Source organism: Hahella sp. HN01 (genome assembly GCF_018986435.1).
In the GTDB taxonomy this organism is placed as follows: Bacteria; Pseudomonadota; Gammaproteobacteria; order Pseudomonadales; family Oleiphilaceae; genus Hahella.
In genome coordinates, this window is record NZ_JAHMIN010000066.1 from 1 (window position 1) to 15,130 (window position 15,130).

The window sequence follows — 15,130 nt, forward strand, 5'->3', positions numbered from 1 at the left end:
GGTGGAGGCTCATCACAACCTGGCCGGTGGAGGCTCATCACAACCTGGCCCTTACCGCTCCCGCCATTGTCATCATTGGACGGGAAATCGTCATTTCCGCCTTACGGGAATGGATGGCGGAAATGGGCAAACGCGCCAGTATCGCCGTGAACTTCATCGGCAAAGTCAAAACCAGCTGTCAGATGCTCGCCATCACCGCCCTGCTCGCATTTCCGCCGGGGATGAAAGAAGCCTGGGCCGGCTTGGCGTTGCTCTATATCGCCGCCCTGCTCACGCTCTGGTCCATGTTCGTTTATCTGAGGGCGGCCTGGCCGGAACTGACCCGGGACTCCTGATTTCCCCATCCTGTCCGGAGGTCTGCCCGCCCCCTTGCGCGAGACCTCCGCGACGCTCTGAACGTTACCCGCTGGTTACCTGATCGTCGCTCCCTCTGCACAAAGAAACACCTGACCGCAAAACCGCAACAGGCCGATAACAAAGCGCCTGGTCGCCAATCTGATGTAACAAAAAACTCCCCTGGAAAACTGGCGAAACCTCACTATTTGACCAAGACTAGAGATAAGGGTGTAGAGGTGCGCAAATATGAAGGACGCGATAAGCAAACTAAAACCCGCCAAAGCCAAGGCGGTAATCGACAGTTTCGAAAACTCATGGATGATCTGGGAGATGGTCAGGGAGGCCAAAGCTCACGGTAGATGCGAACGCAAGATAGTCGTCGACCGCGATTTTTCCCCTCTTGAACTTGAACAGGCGTTTCGTTGCCTGGGCCTGAGTTTCGGTTCTTTCGTGGACAAGAAAGTGGATATGGCCGAGTGGTTTCTATGGCTGGTCTGCCCCGAAACCATCGTTTCCTACGCGGAGCCGGACCCGCCTTACTGAAGCGTCTGGCGACGCTCCATGTAACATCGGAACCTTAGCTTAACTGGATTTGACGTCGCTGACGGCGAAAGGTCGCAGCGCCTGCTGGATATCCTGGTACAGCCCAGGCAACCACGACGGCGCGTTCTGAGGCGGCGCCTCCAAAGTACGCAGCCGGAAGTCCTGTGGCGCAATGATCACATCAATATTGCTCGCCCCCACTCGATTAGCCAGGATAAACAAATCCTCCACCGCCGGGTCGCCCATCGCCAGACATCCCACGGATGACGCCTTGCCATGAATGAAAATATCCCCACCCGGCGACGTACGCCCTTCCGCCCTGGCGTGTTCAAGATCAAACGGATTGGGATAGTTCAGCTTCATGGAGAGGTGGAAACTGCTGTTGGGATTGAAGCCTTCGATCCGATAAAAGCCCTCCGGCACCTGTCGGTCGCCTTCGCGTAACTTGGGACCGGCGACTCCGCTGGCGGCCTGAATGGGATAGGCGCTGACCAGAACCTGGGCGCCATCCTGCTCCGCCCATAACTCCAATCGCTTCTCCTCTTTAAACGCCAGCAGGGTTATGCGTTGCGGCGGATACGCCACGCCCGCCTTGGCGAATGCGGCCTGTAAGCCGGGCTCCACCACTGGGCCGATATTGCGCACCACGTCATCCAGCGTGCGTCTTCCTTTCAAATCCAGGTACAGAGGAACCCAGATCGAGCGCCCAAACTTATAAAAACAGGTCAGGGCCAATGTCGCCGCCAGCGATACGCCCACCATGACAAACTTGAACTTCTTCGACATACCGCTCTCTTCCGCTCGTCGCCCTATCGGACGCCAACATGATCTTTCAGCCGCCAGATCATAATGACTCGCATCATCCACCTCAACTCATTCATCTCATTCTTCCGGCCTCAACTTTATGCGCGTCGCTAACGCCGAAAACTCCTCCGCACTGCTATATTCAAAGTGAGGGGCAGTCGCGTTTTCTGAAATCTGATCAAACAGCGGCTGTCGCGCCGGATCTGAGTGGCGACAAGCTGCGCTGCGTCAACGCGACGCAAACCTCTATCGATAATGATGAGTACTGAATCAGTGAGTTAATGGACAGCACATGAGCAATACTGATCCTCAACCACCACAGAAGCTGCCTTTGAACTGGGTTGTGTGGACCCTGGCGGTCGCCTTGATGCTTTATTACCTGCCTTCCATGCGCGACCGTCCGGAGCCCGCCGTTAAACTTCCCTACAGCGAATTCAAGATGCTGTTGCGGGAGGGGCAAATCAGCAGCGTCACCCTCCGCGGCAGTGAGCTTGACGGCAAATTCATCACCCCACGCATGTTTCCAGAGCAGCGGCGGCAATACTCCCGCTTTCTGACCCAACTGCCGGATTTCGGCAATGAGGCCATATTGGCGGAGCTGGAGGAGCAGAATATTCCATTGGAGGTGAAAGAGGGCCATGACGCCAGCAGCTCCAAGGTGATTTTGCTGTCCTACCTGCCCTGGATCATGTTCATGATCATTCTGTTCTGGCTCTCCCGACGCACGCTCCGCAACTTCTCCGGCCGGGGCGGCGCCTTCGATTTCGACAAGCGGCTGGAGACCCAGTTTATCTGCCAGAAGCCGGACACCACGTTCGATGAGGTCGCCGGACAAACTAACGCCAAACGGGAAGTACAGGAACTGGTGGAATACCTGCGCGACCCTGACCGCTTCCACCGCGTCGGCGCTTTGGCCCCACGAGGCGTCTTGTTGATGGGCCCGCCCGGCACCGGTAAAACGCTGCTGGCCAGAGCCCTGGCCGGAGAAGCCGGCGTCAATTTCTATCCCATGTCCGCCTCTGAATTTATTGAAGTCTTCGTCGGCGTCGGCGCGTCGCGGGTGCGCCAGTTATTCAAAACCGCCAAAGAGAACGCCCCCAGCATCATTTTCATTGATGAGCTCGACAGCGTCGGCCGCACCCGGGGCGCAGGCTATGGCGGCGGCCATGATGAAAGGGAGCAAACCCTGAACCAGATTCTCGCGGAGATGGACGGTTTCGCCGGGCACGACGCCGTCATCGTATTGGCCGCCACCAATCGCCCGGACGTACTGGACCCGGCGCTGATGCGCCCCGGTCGCTTTGACCGTCACGTCACCCTGGATTTGCCAGATCAGGAAGGCCGCGTCGCGATTCTCAAGGTTCACGCCAAACGCATTCCTCTGGCGGACGACGTCAATCTCCCCCAGATCGCAGCGGGGACGCCAGGGTTCTCCGGCGCAGACCTGAAAAACCTGATCAACGAAGCCGCCATTCAGGCGGCGCGGGAAAATCGGGATCACGTACACAGTCTGGATTTCGATATCGCCCGGGATAAAATTATCATGGGCGCGGAGCGCACTCTGATCATTCCGCCGGATGAGAAACACCGTCTCGCCGTACATGAGTCCGGGCACACCTTGGTGGCCTATTATCTGCCCAATACCGACCCGCTGTACAAAGTCTCCATTGTCCCTCACGGACGCAGTTTGGGCGGCACCCATCAAATGCCCTTGCAGGAGCGGCATACTTACCCGGAAGAGTATCTGCGCGACAAGCTCGCCGTGATGCTGGCGGGGCGCATCGCCGAGCGTGAGTTGCTGGGCAGCGTCAGCACTGGCGCTGACGACGATATTCATCAGGCGACGGGGCTCGCCCGCGCCATGGTCAGTCGTTGGGGCATGTCGAAAGAGGTGGGGCCAGTGGACCTGCGCGACAGCGAAGAACATCCTTTCCTCGGTCGCGAAATGGCTCAGCCGCACCACCACAGCGAGTTCTCAGCGGAAATCATCGACAAGGCCGTGCGCGAGCTGCTGGTGTCCTCGGAAACCATCGCCGCCGAGCTGATTCGCACGCACCGGGAAAGGCTGGACAAACTGGTGTCATTGCTGGAGCGCTCAGAGACGCTGCACAAGGCGCAGATAGACGAATGCCTGCAAACCGGGGCGTCGTAACGCCCCGAGTGGGACCGCTGGCGAGAATTCGCCAGGGAACCGCTGAAAAACTACCTCCGGCCTCGCCAACGTTGTTCAGAGGTGCGTTAGTCGCCTTTGATTTCCACTTCCCTGCCTTTCACCGTGACTTCGCCGGCCTTGGGCACTTTCAATGTTAATACGCCGTTCTTGAAGTTGGCGTACAAACGCTCGCCATCGGCGTTGTCCGGCAAAGTGAGGATACGCATAAAGCTGCCGTAGCTACGCTCCACGCAGTGATAATCCTCTCTTTTTTCTTCCGACTCATGCTTCTTTTCGCCGCTGATTGTCAGCCGTTGGCCGTCCAGACTGACTTTTACGTCCTCTTTGGAGACGCCCGGCAGCTCGACGCTGATGCTGTAGGACTCCTTGCCTTCGGAAATATCCAGATTGGGCTTCAGCAAGCCCGCCCACTCCCTTCCCAGGCCGAATTCCGGCAGTTCGGGATATTTAAAGGAGTGCAGCATGTCATCGAAAAGGCGATCCATTTCCTGGCGGAACCTCGCCATGGGATAGTTACTGGATTGACGTGAACTGACGGGGACTTCGCTCGCTGTTTTACCTTCCTGGTGCAGCCAGTTCCAGGGAGACCATTTCTTCAGGTTCATATCGACCTCCTCGCTTTTCTTTCCATGGATAAATGCGTCGCCGACGCGCCGTCAAATGCGGGCGTCGACTCAGAAACAGTGTAACGCTGCGAGGTGTTCTGGGGTGCTGAAGGCAGGTTGAATTTTGATGGAGATCAACTGATTTTTAGTCGATTAATCACTATCAAATCCCGCGCTGAGCGCAATCTTTTATAACGTCCCAGTAAGAAAAAATGCCACTTCCATCAAAGCATTAAAGCCCTCCCGCAGAACGGGCGTCTACGGGAGAACGATTATCTTTATTTATACGAAGGTGTCCGCCACCAACGTCGGCTTAGCGGGATCAAAACGCACAACGCCAGTATGGGCGTCCATGGCGGTGGCGTGGCTGACGACCACCCAGCCGCTGTTGCGGTAGTACAGAAAGTTAAACGCCACAGGAAGATTAAGGCCAGGCAGATTGTCATTGCCATACTGACTGAAATCAAAGACCGAAATGACGTTGGGCGTCACGGCGCTGATCAGGTTATTGACGCCGACATTGCCGGGATGCTGGTGGTGATAAACGCGAAAGTAAGCGCCGCCATGAGGCGATTCGGTAATGAAGAAGGCGCAACCGTTCATCGCTGCGGTAAACACGAATCGATGCTGGGGATTATGCCTCGGCACATCGACAAATCCCGGCAGTCCCGCACCGTTGACATAGGGACACCAGTAGCCGGTCAACGCGCTGTTATTCGCAGGGTGGTCGTGGATCACCGCAAATCTGGATTGACGTCGGCCGCCCACTGGCGTCGCGGCGGGCTGTAAATCGAAACTTCCCATTTTTGTGTACGGCAACAGGTCCACTGCGGCCCTTTCAGCCATGGATACGCCCTGGGGATTGTTATTGCGCCTTTGGATATGCTCATCGAACCAGCGATGATTGATCGTATTGTTGTTCAGAAACGCAATGGGATCGCTTATGAACTGGGTATTGCGGTTATCCACGTTACAACTCCTTGATATGGCTGAATATAAGCTCACTGCACAATACAAGCCCAAGCGCCTGGACGCCATCAAACCCGCCATTAAAAATTCATCATGTCGCCGTCATTTTCAGAGCGTCCGGTAAAGCGCCTACTCCAACAGCGCCATGTGATCTTTCACCGCCGCCGCAAGCCCGCCCTGAGTTTCATATCGCCCTTTGACGCACACCTCATACGCTCTACGCATTTGCGCCGCGCATCGATGGGCCGGCATGCGTCCTTCGCCGGTTCCCAGACCGGGACATAAGAGAGAGCGAATCTGACGGCCGCCCGGTGCGTTCATTTGATTGTGACGAAGCACCGCTTGCAGCACCGCCTTGAAAGCCAGATACGCATTAGCGGTATGCGAAACGTCCATAGGAACGCGCATGGTGGGAGCGGAAATAAGGAAAGGAATGCAACCTCCTTTAGACGACCCAGTATGGGCCGCAAGGGGGTGGAAAGTAGACGATCAGCCGCAACAAGTCACCACAGATTTCCACTCGGCATATTCTCCAGGTCCTTGGCGCGCTTCAGGTGCTCCAGCAAGGCGAACAGCTTCTTGTTAACCGCCTTCTCCAGCACCCAGCGTTCGCCGCCGTATAAAATCACCGGGCAACTGTCGGACCAGTCGTAGACATAACCGCAATGGGAACAGGCGTGAGGCCAACGCACATGGTAAATGGACTCGGGCATCTGGGTCAGATAGTCCCGCAACTCCGGGTGATCGTCAGTGGCCCGCAATACGCCCAGCCAGCACTTCTTACAGCGCCACTCTTCCAGCTCAGCTCTGATGGGTTTACTCTTTCTCATGCAGAATACTGTATATAAATACAGCACAAAAGAAAAGCGCTTTTTACTTCCACTGCGCGCGCTCTATTGCAGAATGGCGATCGTATCCCGGCAACGGCGAATAATGTCGAGCTGCATCAGCCGGGCCAGACGCCCTTCGCTGTCGCGTATTTGTTTGCGAAGAAAAATTGGGGCCACCAACGAAATGAGCACACCGACCGAGGAAACCGCAGGAAAGATCAACGCGATTTTGTAGGCGGCGGTGTCGCCGGAAAAATGCTGCACGGATTCCGCCAGAGCCCAGGCCACCAGAAAGAACGCGAAAAAGCACAAAGGCAGCGCCCAGCGCGCGGTTTTGTCCCGCTTGATATCCTCTTTGATGGTTTGCGTGCGCTGGTCAAACAGTTTGAGCAGGCTCTGCCAGATATCTCTGGCGATGGCCTCCGTGTTCACCCGGTTCTGTTGAATGGAGCCGACGCGAAATAACAGCGGACGCTCAGGTTTGACCTTTTCCAGCGCGTAGACATCCAGATATTCCAGCCGCCCGCTTTCCGGGCTTACCAGATCGATTTCGCCGCCCGCCAGATTCAATCTGCAGATCACCTGCCCTTTTTGCACTGTTTGCCCAATCGCGGCGATGGGATAGATAGAGCGTACGCGTAACATATCAAGCAGCGTTACATCCGGCAGATGAACGGCTATCTCCATGAACTGGCCTCATTTATAAACCGCGCTGCGGCAGCGTTTCTTTAGTCAACGATTCAAATATAGCCCTATTCCTGGGTTCGGGCGAAAAGGTGATAGTATGACTCCGCCGGGCGTCCCGCCTCATTGTTCAGAGACATCATTATTATGCGCCTCAGAGACCTTAAAGGGCTTGGACCCAAGTCAGAAAAAGACCTCATCGCCATCGGCGTCGATACGCCGGAAAAGCTCAGGGAAATCGGTCCGGTCAGAACGTTTCTGAAGTTGAAGCAAGCCAGCGCCGCCAAACCCAGTCTTAACTTTTTATACGCCATGGTCGGCGCCGTGGAAGACCGCCACTGGATGGAAATCGCCAAGTCAGAAAAGACGCGGTTACTAATGGAGCTGGAGGGCTATCGGGAATTGGAGGAAATACTGCGCGCGGAAGGATTGAGTCTGGAGCAGGATTAACCGGGCGCGGCCACGGTTACTCAGTTAATGCAGCTATTACATCCACAGTAACCACAGCCACTACAGAAGAAGCATTGCGACCGAGTCAGAGTTAAAGCGCATCCATGCGCCGGAGAACTCATATGGCGACATGCTCGCCACGCAACTACCTTCATGCATAACCGGCCAGTTTGGAAATATCCGACGCATTGAGGCTGAATATGCGCCAGTTATCCTCGCACTTCGCGCCCTGGGAGCGATAGAACATCGCCGCCGGCTCGTTCGTGGTCAGGACATCCCAGCGAATCTTGCGCCCCCCTTTACGCAGACACTCCCGCGCCAGCGCCGTCATCAGTTTTCCGCCAAGCCCCAGGTAGCGATACTGTTGCTCGATAAACAGCTCCTTGACGTAGATCCAGGGCGTCAGGTCATAGGTGAACGGCAAGCTGTAATACACCAACATGCCCACCGCTAGTCCATCAGACTCCGCCACATAAACGCCGAAATCGCGATTGACGAATAAACGTCGCTCCAACTCCTTCAACGTGACGGCGAAGTCCTCAGCATAGCCTTCAAACTCGGCCAGTTGCCGCATCATGCTCAGCAGGCGCGGCCCGTCCTCCAGACGCGCCGGGCGGATGACGCAGGGATTATCGCTAGGCATCCGCATCCGTCTCCAAAGTGAAGCCCTCATCAATCCACCCTGTCACGCCGCCGATCATTTTTTTGACCGGACGTTGCAGACTCGCCAATTTGATCGCCGCCTTCTCCGTAGCATTACAGTGCGGACCAGCGCAGTACACCACAAACAGTGTATCCGCTGGATACGCCGCCAGATTCTGCTCGTTCAGACGCGTATACGGCAGGCTGATGGAGCCGGCGATATGGCCTTTGCGATAAGCTTCATCGCCTCTCACGTCCAACAGAACAAAGTCCTGACGCTTGTTGCTGATGGCGTGATGAACGTCCCAGCAGTCGGTTTCAAACTGCAATAACGCCTGAAAATGCGCCAAGGCGGTTTGGCTGTCTGCGGCGGGAATTCTGGATACAACAGATGACATAAGATTCTCCTTTGGGTTAGTGCGTGATCATTATTGGTTTTCCAATGTCAATCCGCCATTGGCTTGAAAGACATTGTTCGTTAATATCAAGCCAACCTCTATTAAAGAGACGAACAGGAGATAGTCGATGCATAACGTGGCCATTCTGGCGTTTGAAGACGTGGCGTTTTTTGAGCTGGGCTGCGCGGTGGAGCTGTTCGCCCTGCCCCGTTCGGGCATCGAAGACTGGTACCAGTGCGATCTCGTCTCGTTCACTCCCGGACCGCTGACGACTACCTCCGGATTTCAGATCTGCGCCCGCCAGGTGGAGAATCTTGATGCCTTCAGCACCCTGGTCATCCCCAGTTGGCCTACCCAGCTCACTGACATTCCCGCCCCCATCGCCAACGCCGTCACGCGTTTCTACGAACAGGGCAAACGTGTGCTGTCTCTCTGCTCTGGGGCTTTTCTGCTGGCGGAACTAGGACTGCTCGAAGGACGTCAGGCGACCACCCATTGGCGCTACGGCGACAAGTTCAAAAGCCGCTATCCCGGCGTCGACTACGTGGATGACGTGCTGTATGTATACGATGGCGTGATTGGCTGCTCAGCGGGCAGTTCCGCTGCGATAGACCTCTGTCTGGAAGTGATTCGCGACGATTACGGTTATAAGGTCGCCAACCGCATGGCGCGAGGCATGGTGCTGTCCGCCCACCGCAAAGGCGGCCAGGCGCAGTTCGCGGAAACGCCCGTGCCGGAAAATAACAGTCAGTTCCACAACGCCATTGATTGGGCGCTACGCAATCTGGATAAATCCATCGACATCAATCTGTTCGCCCAGAAAGCCAGCATGTCCCGGCGCACTTTCGACCGGAAATTCCGCGCCGACTTTAATATCACGCCAAAGGAGTGGCTGACCCATCAACGCCTGAATCTGGCCAAAGAGATTCTGGAAAATCAAAACTACAGCATCGAAAAAGTCGCCGCCCTCTCCGGCTTTGACAACGCTACCACCATGCGCCACCACTTCCGCAAAGAATTCGGCATCACGCCGACATTGCACAGGAAGAACTTTAGTCCGCTGGTGAATGGGAACATGGTCAGCGAGAGTGTTACGTAATATTACTTAGAATGAACACACATTTTCGGTAGCCTTACGAATACGCTTACGCCCTTATCCGCCGTACTCTATTTAGACACCCTTTTTCTGCTCGTACACGGATTTACCCAGAAACTCCGACGTTTTCTATGGGGAACCTTCGTTTTGATAAAAAATTTCATTTCTAAAGTAACGGTCGCCAACACGGAACAGTTCGCCGCATTTACCCCTTCAGAGGAACGCTCTCGGCTTAGCGCTTCTCTTTACATCATGTCAGGAAAAATCATCGAAGCAGCGGGGAGACATAACCAAATGTCCATCGCCAAAAAAGCAGTTGAGCTACATCGCTGGTATGGCATGGCTCTGAACAACGCCGATATCAGCGCCATGCAGCAATTTATTGAGCGACAGATGGTGTCGAACGACTATCCTGAGGACAGTCTGTTCCGCAAGTGGGCTACTTACTACTACAAGCATTTCAACATCAACGAGCCCCAGGAAGACATTCCGCAAAGATAAAGGCTTGCGCAGCGAGGTCACTCCAGGGGGAATTGTCCCAGGAAACGTTTGAAGACATCCGCCACAAAGCCTGACGCCTCCAGTTTCTTGAGCGACTGGTCATAACCGGCTTGCAGCCTCGCCATCTCCGGATGCACGGAAGCCTTCACGAATACGTTGTAGTAAGGGCGGCTGACCAGGGGCTTGGGTAGATAGGTAATAAGTTTATCCAAACCTCTCTGGCGCAAATCGTAAAGCGCTTCCTGAGTGTTCATCGGTGCAGCTTCTATGCGCCGGTTCAACAGCATCTCCACCAGCAGGGTATGGCGGCTCACCTTGACGATATTCAAATCAGAGTTCCAGAATTCCGGTGTATACGCCCACTCGTTCACGGCGCCAATACGCAGGTTTTTAAGGTCTTCCAGCGTATTGAAAGTGATATAGGGCTGATTGTCCTTGAGAACAAAAAAGTGCCAGCTCAGGTCTTTATAGGCTGCCTGAGGATAGTTCAAATATTCGGCGCGCTCTTCTTTGAAAGAAAAGCTCATCACCATATCCACTCGGCCCTGATGGGCTTCGCGAATTATTCGGGCGCCGGACTCTATCAGTTGGAATTCATGCTCAATCGACAAGTCATTGAGAATAGCCCTGACGATCTCAACATCGATGCCCGTGAAAACGCCATTTATCTCCATTCGATAACGTAGTTCAGGCGTCCCTACCACGATAAGCGGTTTCGCCCCCGCCCCCATCGCGAACGATAGCAGGATAACCACCGCCAATCCCCTGAACCACCTTAGGAATACCGCCATAAGACTCCTTCATTCAGAGAAGCATTGGTCTTTAAAGATAAGCTTAGACGGTCGGCGAAGAGGCGGCAATGAGCTTGGAGATGCGCCGCCGCTTAATTGAAAAAATAGTCGCCCACACTGATAAGCATCGGGCGACCTGTTGCGAGCCTGGCCTTAAAAATCATCCGGCATGGCGTTTTCCATCCAGTCTCGATCAATATCGGAGCCGTCCCACTTCGCAGCCACCTGATCGATCAACTCCTGAACCGTGCCGCCCTGAATATCAACATCCGTTCCCATACCGAAAAAAGAGTACAGCACGTCTTCATAGAAGTTTTCCGGGTCCACTTCATATTCATTCGGATCAAAGGCCAGAATCTCCTCGTCGGACTTATCGTCGTCATAGTTATCGCGGTAGATTTCCAGAATATGCTGGGTCGCTTTTTCTTTCAGCGTCATTCTCTCTCTCCTCTGTGGAAACGTATTTCAAAGCCATGATGGCAAGGTTCTGATACATGGGCAAATAGGTTGCTGGCAACGCGATAGAGGGATTGTCTCGTCCCGCTAACGTTCCTCCAAAACATCGTCAAGGCTGACGACTCTCATGCGTCGTCCCACTCGCGCATACGATATCAGCCATAGCCCGGCAAAGAACGAGGTCGCGTCCATATGCGCAAAAGGCGCCTGAAACGGCTCTATAAACTCACTCACAAAATATATCGCTACGCCGACGGCTCCCAGCAGATTATAAAATAGCGACAACCGACGCGAGACCAATGGCGCAGGCTCTTTATATTTCGCCAAAGAAGCGGGAGTCACCAGCAGCACAATAAGTAACGGCAGCGTGGTTAAAAACTCAGGGTTATAAAAATTGAGCATGCTTTCTCCCTCTTGAAAGCGCCATTGAAGCCCAAAAAATGAGCGCCTGACACAAATACGGTTGTGTCTTTAGCAATTCCTTCCCAACAACCCAATAACAAGCGTCAGACGTGGCGCGCCTGTATAAAAATAACACTGATCATAAATTGTAAAAATTCCCGGAAGCCCTACGGAATAAAGGGAAGCCAGCGTTTTCCAAAGAGATATCCACAGGTTGTGTGGATATCCAAAGCCGCAAAACAGGTCAAATAGCAGGCAATATCGAAAAAGTTAACCGCTCCAGCGCGGAATTTGAACAGCCATTGGATAATCCCGTCGCCTTGAGCTATCTATTTCTATACTTACAGCAAAGAAAACAACTCGCTACTTTTCAACATGGACCGGCTATGAAAAAACTTTATTTGGCGTTAATCGGCCTCGTGATGATGTCAGGCTTAGCTAAAGCAGAGACTGTGGAACTCGTCACCTTGCAATACCCTCCTTATCAGTATCAGGAACAAGATGAAGTACAAGGTTTGGTGGTTAACATCGTCAATGAGGCCTTTCGCCGTGTGGGCATGGACACCAGCATCCGCCTGAACGCCTGGCCTCGTTCATTGGAGATGGTAAGAAGCGGACAGGCCGACGCCATTTTCACTGCGTACAAAACTCCCGAGCGTGAAGAATTCCTGTATTACTCCAACGTGGTATTAATGCCACAGGAAATCGTCCTGTTCGCCAAAAAAGACAGCAACATCAGCTTCAATGGCGACCTGACCGCCCTCGCCAACGTAAAAATCGGCGTGGTGCGCGACATCAGCTACGGCAGCACCTTCGACGAAGCCCGCAAAAACGGCATGTTCAAACAAATCTCCGAAACCACCAATCTGGAGCAGAGCGTTAAAAAACTCGAATCCGGACGCATCGACCTGCTCATCAGCAACAAATACACCGCCCTGGCGATGTTCAAAAACCTCGGCTTCGCCGGTCAGTTCAAAGAACTCACCCCCTCCATCCAAAGCGTCCCCAGCTACATCGCCTTCTCAAAAAAGAAAGACCTCGCCGGCCTACGGGACAAATTCGACGCTGCGCTGAAAGAGATGATGTCGGACGGGAGTTATGACAAGTATTTGAGTGCTTATTCTGATTAGGTGGGAGTTTTAAGAAATAAACATCCTCATAGGGTAGTGGTCAGAATTTTGTGTTATGCCTCTATCCTATATAAAAAGAGACGACTTATGGCAAACCCTTCCTTCGACATGGAAGCCGCCAGACTGGCGCTTGATCAAGGGCATCCTTTTCCCATGCCAGTACTTCACTCAATGTGGGAGAGACTGCCTTTCGGCACTGGGTGAGGCAACTGTATTAAGAGCACGATGGAGTCACTCCCAATCGCAATGCCCTCAACTCCAGAGCAACGGCAGGTAAGGTTCTGTTACCATTTCGGGGAAGTGAATTATCTAATAAAGGATTTCTACCTGTGCTACCAGCAATATTGTTTGGAACAACTGACTAAATCTCGAATTTCCCTCGTAATTCAGAAACTACTCCTGAAGTCGCTGGATATTTAGAGACATGCCAATCGCATACAAGACCTAAGTACCTTTTGAGCGTTTCTTCATCCATATAAACCTCAATATCGTCCTCACCACCCTGCCTGTGCTCGTCTGCCCCCATATAGGCGCGATAACCTTCGAATTCATCCACTTCATACTCAATAGCAGTAAGCTCACCCCAGCGATGAATACCCCAATCGATATCACCGCCGCTTTCTCCATTAAGAAATAGATCAGACAACTTTTCCGGAAACCTACTAGTGTCAACCATCAAGTTCAAACAATACTTCAATATCCAAAGTTCATCAGAGTCCGAAAACGCCTCTGGATCAAATACGAAATCACTAACCACTCTTGACCTCCTTATTTCTTACCACGAGGATGAATATTATCTACAAACACATTCCCGTAATAACCCTTATCCAAATAGACACAAAAATCCATTCCTTCATAGGTAGTGTTGTAAACTCTTGCCTTATTATTTGCAATAAACTTCTGTACATTTTCAGAAAAACTTTGTGAAGCTGCTTTCTGTGCAAACTCTAAGAAAGCTTCATCTGTCCAAACCGCAGGATCGCACACTGTTTTAGGGTCTTTCGCTGTTTTGAAATGTGAGAAATCTCTAACACTCTTACCAAATTTCGCTGCATCTTTATTGTTCCCAAAGTATTTTGGTATTTGGTACTCAATTTGATAGATACCATTCCCAACTTCTGTTCTGTTTAGAACATTAATACCGTGGCTTTTTTCGAGGATTAAGAACTCATTTAAGTTATGAGCACCTTTGACCCCGTTCGATTCCATACCGTCAAATTTGGCTAGATGATGCTTTAGATCAGATCTAAACGCCACCCCATCCGCATAATTAAATGTATTTGGAACAACTTAACGACTAAATACCTCAGGGAAGATAACTGACTTCGGGGCTAGCTGTAAGTCACAATTTACTAGATATGTAGCCAAAGAGTCAATTTCGGAAACATACTCTTTTCTATCGAATGTGTAGTCAAAAAATCGGCCGCCGAACTCGAACTTCCAATTTACAGTTTCATCACCAAATTCAACAGATACACCTTCCCATCCACCATCTTCGGCAATTCCATTCGCACAGGTAAATATCAAATACTTACCAGATGAATCAATACTGCTTCTTAGCTCATCAAAATAAACTAGCGCATCGCTAAAACCGCCTATTTCTTCTACATCCTCCCCATCAATTAACAATTTAACAACCACTGATTCGGAAAAAGAAATTCCGTCTTTAGTCAAAGTATTGCCATTTCTATACTCTTCAGGATAAAGAGTAAAACTATTCATCATTATTTTCCTTTGATGTGACGTGGGGCCAATGGAAATTGTGTAGAAAGCTCAGGATCTGGACTTATAAATACCTTGTGAACATTTGACGAGTTGGATGTCGGTGCAACTTTAATATCATCAATTACTGCACTTATATCGAAGTCATATGTTTTTTCGTAAACTGTAGCTCTCGTTTGAATATCAGAATAAGCCCTGTCGTAATTTAATATTGTATCAATTCTCAATTTTTCCACATCGATGTTCGGATCGAATTGTGTCCTATTTTGATTTGAAGTTACATTTAAATTATTTCCATGACGGTTAAATGCGTGCCCATTTATAAAATCTGCTTCCGTCCTACCACCGTCTTGCTTGTAGAATCCATGACTTTGTAATTCATCAGCTCTCAATTGAGCTTTCAATTTGGCATAGTTCGACGCGCTATGAGCTTCAGTTGCTACGTTAACTAAGTTATTAGTGTCTGGAACACCTTCTGCTTCCCCAATCACGAATCTAGCTGTAATCTTTGTAGGAAACGCGGGCCTAACAGCCCCCTCCTGCAAACTACTATATGGCCCTAGTTTAATATAGCTTACAGGTTCGTATAGGCCTACGC

General features: G+C 52.0%; 22 protein-coding genes. 7 read left to right on the plus strand and 15 right to left on the minus strand.

Going from position 1 to position 15,130, the window contains the following annotated elements; all coding sequences use genetic code 11:
• Positions 1 to 335 (plus strand): CDP-alcohol phosphatidyltransferase family protein (locus KP814_RS31055; protein WP_371824107.1); only part of this gene is annotated, 335 nt, incomplete at its 5' end.
• A 247-nt stretch (positions 336 to 582) separates the two neighbouring features.
• Positions 583 to 879, plus strand: a complete 297-nt coding sequence (locus tag KP814_RS31060) for a hypothetical protein (protein WP_011397826.1) — start codon at positions 583 to 585, stop codon at positions 877 to 879.
• A 39-nt stretch (positions 880 to 918) separates the two neighbouring features.
• On the opposite strand, the gene KP814_RS31065 is transcribed toward KP814_RS31060, so the two are convergent.
• Complete coding sequence (locus KP814_RS31065; protein WP_216740418.1) at positions 919 to 1,665, minus strand: murein L,D-transpeptidase family protein; 747 nt, start codon at positions 1,663 to 1,665, stop codon at positions 919 to 921.
• A 310-nt stretch (positions 1,666 to 1,975) separates the two neighbouring features.
• On the opposite strand from KP814_RS31065, the gene ftsH reads away from it, so the two are divergent.
• Positions 1,976 to 3,835: an ATP-dependent zinc metalloprotease FtsH gene (gene ftsH, locus KP814_RS31070; RefSeq protein WP_216740419.1), complete on the plus strand. Its 1,860-nt coding sequence runs from the start codon at positions 1,976 to 1,978 to the stop codon at positions 3,833 to 3,835.
• A gap of 86 nt (positions 3,836 to 3,921) precedes the next feature.
• Here the strand turns inward: ftsH and KP814_RS31075 are convergent, their stop codons facing one another.
• The 5 genes from KP814_RS31075 to KP814_RS31095 form a co-directional block, all read right to left on the minus strand.
• Positions 3,922 to 4,461, minus strand: a complete 540-nt coding sequence (locus KP814_RS31075; RefSeq protein WP_216740420.1) for an Hsp20/alpha crystallin family protein — start codon at positions 4,459 to 4,461, stop codon at positions 3,922 to 3,924.
• Positions 4,462 to 4,743: 282 nt separating this feature from the next.
• Positions 4,744 to 5,430 carry a hypothetical protein gene (locus KP814_RS31080; protein ID WP_216740421.1) on the minus strand — a complete coding sequence of 229 codons (687 nt, stop codon included), beginning with the start codon at positions 5,428 to 5,430 and terminating at the stop codon, positions 4,744 to 4,746.
• Between the two features lie 129 nt (positions 5,431 to 5,559).
• Positions 5,560 to 5,826, minus strand: coding sequence for a hypothetical protein (locus tag KP814_RS31085; protein WP_216740422.1), 267 nt, complete (start codon positions 5,824 to 5,826; stop codon positions 5,560 to 5,562).
• Between the two features lie 107 nt (positions 5,827 to 5,933).
• The gene (locus KP814_RS31090; RefSeq protein ID WP_216740423.1) at positions 5,934 to 6,260 is read right to left on the minus strand and encodes a hypothetical protein; all 327 of its coding nucleotides are present in this window, start codon (positions 6,258 to 6,260) and stop codon (positions 5,934 to 5,936) included.
• A 63-nt stretch (positions 6,261 to 6,323) separates the two neighbouring features.
• On the minus strand, positions 6,324 to 6,947 hold the full coding sequence (locus KP814_RS31095) for a hypothetical protein (RefSeq protein ID WP_216740424.1): 624 nt from the start codon (positions 6,945 to 6,947) through the stop codon (positions 6,324 to 6,326).
• A 144-nt stretch (positions 6,948 to 7,091) separates the two neighbouring features.
• Here KP814_RS31095 and KP814_RS31100 point away from each other — a divergent pair, with 144 nt between their 5' ends.
• Positions 7,092 to 7,394, plus strand: a complete 303-nt coding sequence (locus KP814_RS31100) for a TfoX/Sxy family protein (protein WP_216740425.1) — start codon at positions 7,092 to 7,094, stop codon at positions 7,392 to 7,394.
• A gap of 151 nt (positions 7,395 to 7,545) precedes the next feature.
• Here the strand turns inward: KP814_RS31100 and KP814_RS31105 are convergent, their stop codons facing one another.
• Both KP814_RS31105 and KP814_RS31110 read right to left on the minus strand, forming a co-directional pair.
• Entirely contained in the window at positions 7,546 to 8,037 is a 492-nt protein-coding gene (locus KP814_RS31105; RefSeq protein ID WP_216740426.1) for a GNAT family N-acetyltransferase, read from the minus strand.
• Positions 8,030 to 8,434 carry a rhodanese-like domain-containing protein gene (locus KP814_RS31110; RefSeq protein ID WP_011397836.1) on the minus strand — a complete coding sequence of 135 codons (405 nt, stop codon included), beginning with the start codon at positions 8,432 to 8,434 and terminating at the stop codon, positions 8,030 to 8,032. The genes KP814_RS31105 and KP814_RS31110 overlap by 8 nt, the downstream gene beginning before the upstream one ends.
• A 127-nt stretch (positions 8,435 to 8,561) precedes the next feature.
• On the opposite strand from KP814_RS31110, the gene KP814_RS31115 reads away from it, so the two are divergent.
• Together KP814_RS31115 and KP814_RS31120 are read left to right on the plus strand one after the other, a co-directional pair.
• Complete coding sequence (locus KP814_RS31115) at positions 8,562 to 9,533, plus strand: helix-turn-helix domain-containing protein (RefSeq protein WP_216740427.1); 972 nt, start codon at positions 8,562 to 8,564, stop codon at positions 9,531 to 9,533.
• A 291-nt stretch (positions 9,534 to 9,824) separates the two neighbouring features.
• Positions 9,825 to 10,031, plus strand: coding sequence for a hypothetical protein (locus KP814_RS31120; protein ID WP_216740428.1), 207 nt, complete (start codon positions 9,825 to 9,827; stop codon positions 10,029 to 10,031).
• Between the two features lie 17 nt (positions 10,032 to 10,048).
• Here KP814_RS31120 and KP814_RS31125 read toward each other — a convergent pair whose 3' ends face one another.
• The 3 genes from KP814_RS31125 to KP814_RS31135 form a co-directional block, all read right to left on the minus strand.
• Positions 10,049 to 10,822: an ABC transporter substrate-binding protein gene (locus KP814_RS31125; RefSeq protein WP_216740429.1), complete on the minus strand. Its 774-nt coding sequence runs from the start codon at positions 10,820 to 10,822 to the stop codon at positions 10,049 to 10,051.
• A gap of 153 nt (positions 10,823 to 10,975) precedes the next feature.
• Positions 10,976 to 11,260: a hypothetical protein gene (locus KP814_RS31130; RefSeq protein ID WP_216740430.1), complete on the minus strand. Its 285-nt coding sequence runs from the start codon at positions 11,258 to 11,260 to the stop codon at positions 10,976 to 10,978.
• 105 nt (positions 11,261 to 11,365) lie between these two features.
• Positions 11,366 to 11,680 (minus strand): hypothetical protein, encoded by a 315-nt coding sequence (locus KP814_RS31135; protein WP_216740431.1) that lies wholly within the window; start codon positions 11,678 to 11,680, stop codon positions 11,366 to 11,368.
• 386 nt (positions 11,681 to 12,066) lie between these two features.
• Between KP814_RS31135 and KP814_RS31140 the strand changes: the two genes are divergently transcribed.
• The gene (locus KP814_RS31140) at positions 12,067 to 12,810 is read left to right on the plus strand and encodes an ABC transporter substrate-binding protein (protein ID WP_216740432.1); all 744 of its coding nucleotides are present in this window, start codon (positions 12,067 to 12,069) and stop codon (positions 12,808 to 12,810) included.
• A 361-nt stretch (positions 12,811 to 13,171) separates the two neighbouring features.
• On the opposite strand, the gene KP814_RS31145 is transcribed toward KP814_RS31140, so the two are convergent.
• From KP814_RS31145 to KP814_RS31160, 4 genes are all read right to left on the minus strand, one after another.
• Positions 13,172 to 13,567: a hypothetical protein gene (locus KP814_RS31145; protein WP_216740433.1), complete on the minus strand. Its 396-nt coding sequence runs from the start codon at positions 13,565 to 13,567 to the stop codon at positions 13,172 to 13,174.
• 11 nt (positions 13,568 to 13,578) lie between these two features.
• Positions 13,579 to 14,067, minus strand: a complete 489-nt coding sequence (locus tag KP814_RS31150) for a CdiA family toxin C-terminal domain-containing protein (RefSeq protein ID WP_216740434.1) — start codon at positions 14,065 to 14,067, stop codon at positions 13,579 to 13,581.
• A gap of 33 nt (positions 14,068 to 14,100) precedes the next feature.
• The gene (locus KP814_RS31155; protein ID WP_216740435.1) at positions 14,101 to 14,532 is read right to left on the minus strand and encodes a hypothetical protein; all 432 of its coding nucleotides are present in this window, start codon (positions 14,530 to 14,532) and stop codon (positions 14,101 to 14,103) included.
• Positions 14,533 to 14,534: 2 nt separating this feature from the next.
• A partial coding sequence (locus KP814_RS31160; RefSeq protein WP_216740436.1) for a hypothetical protein occupies positions 14,535 to 15,130 on the minus strand: 596 nt, incomplete at its 5' end.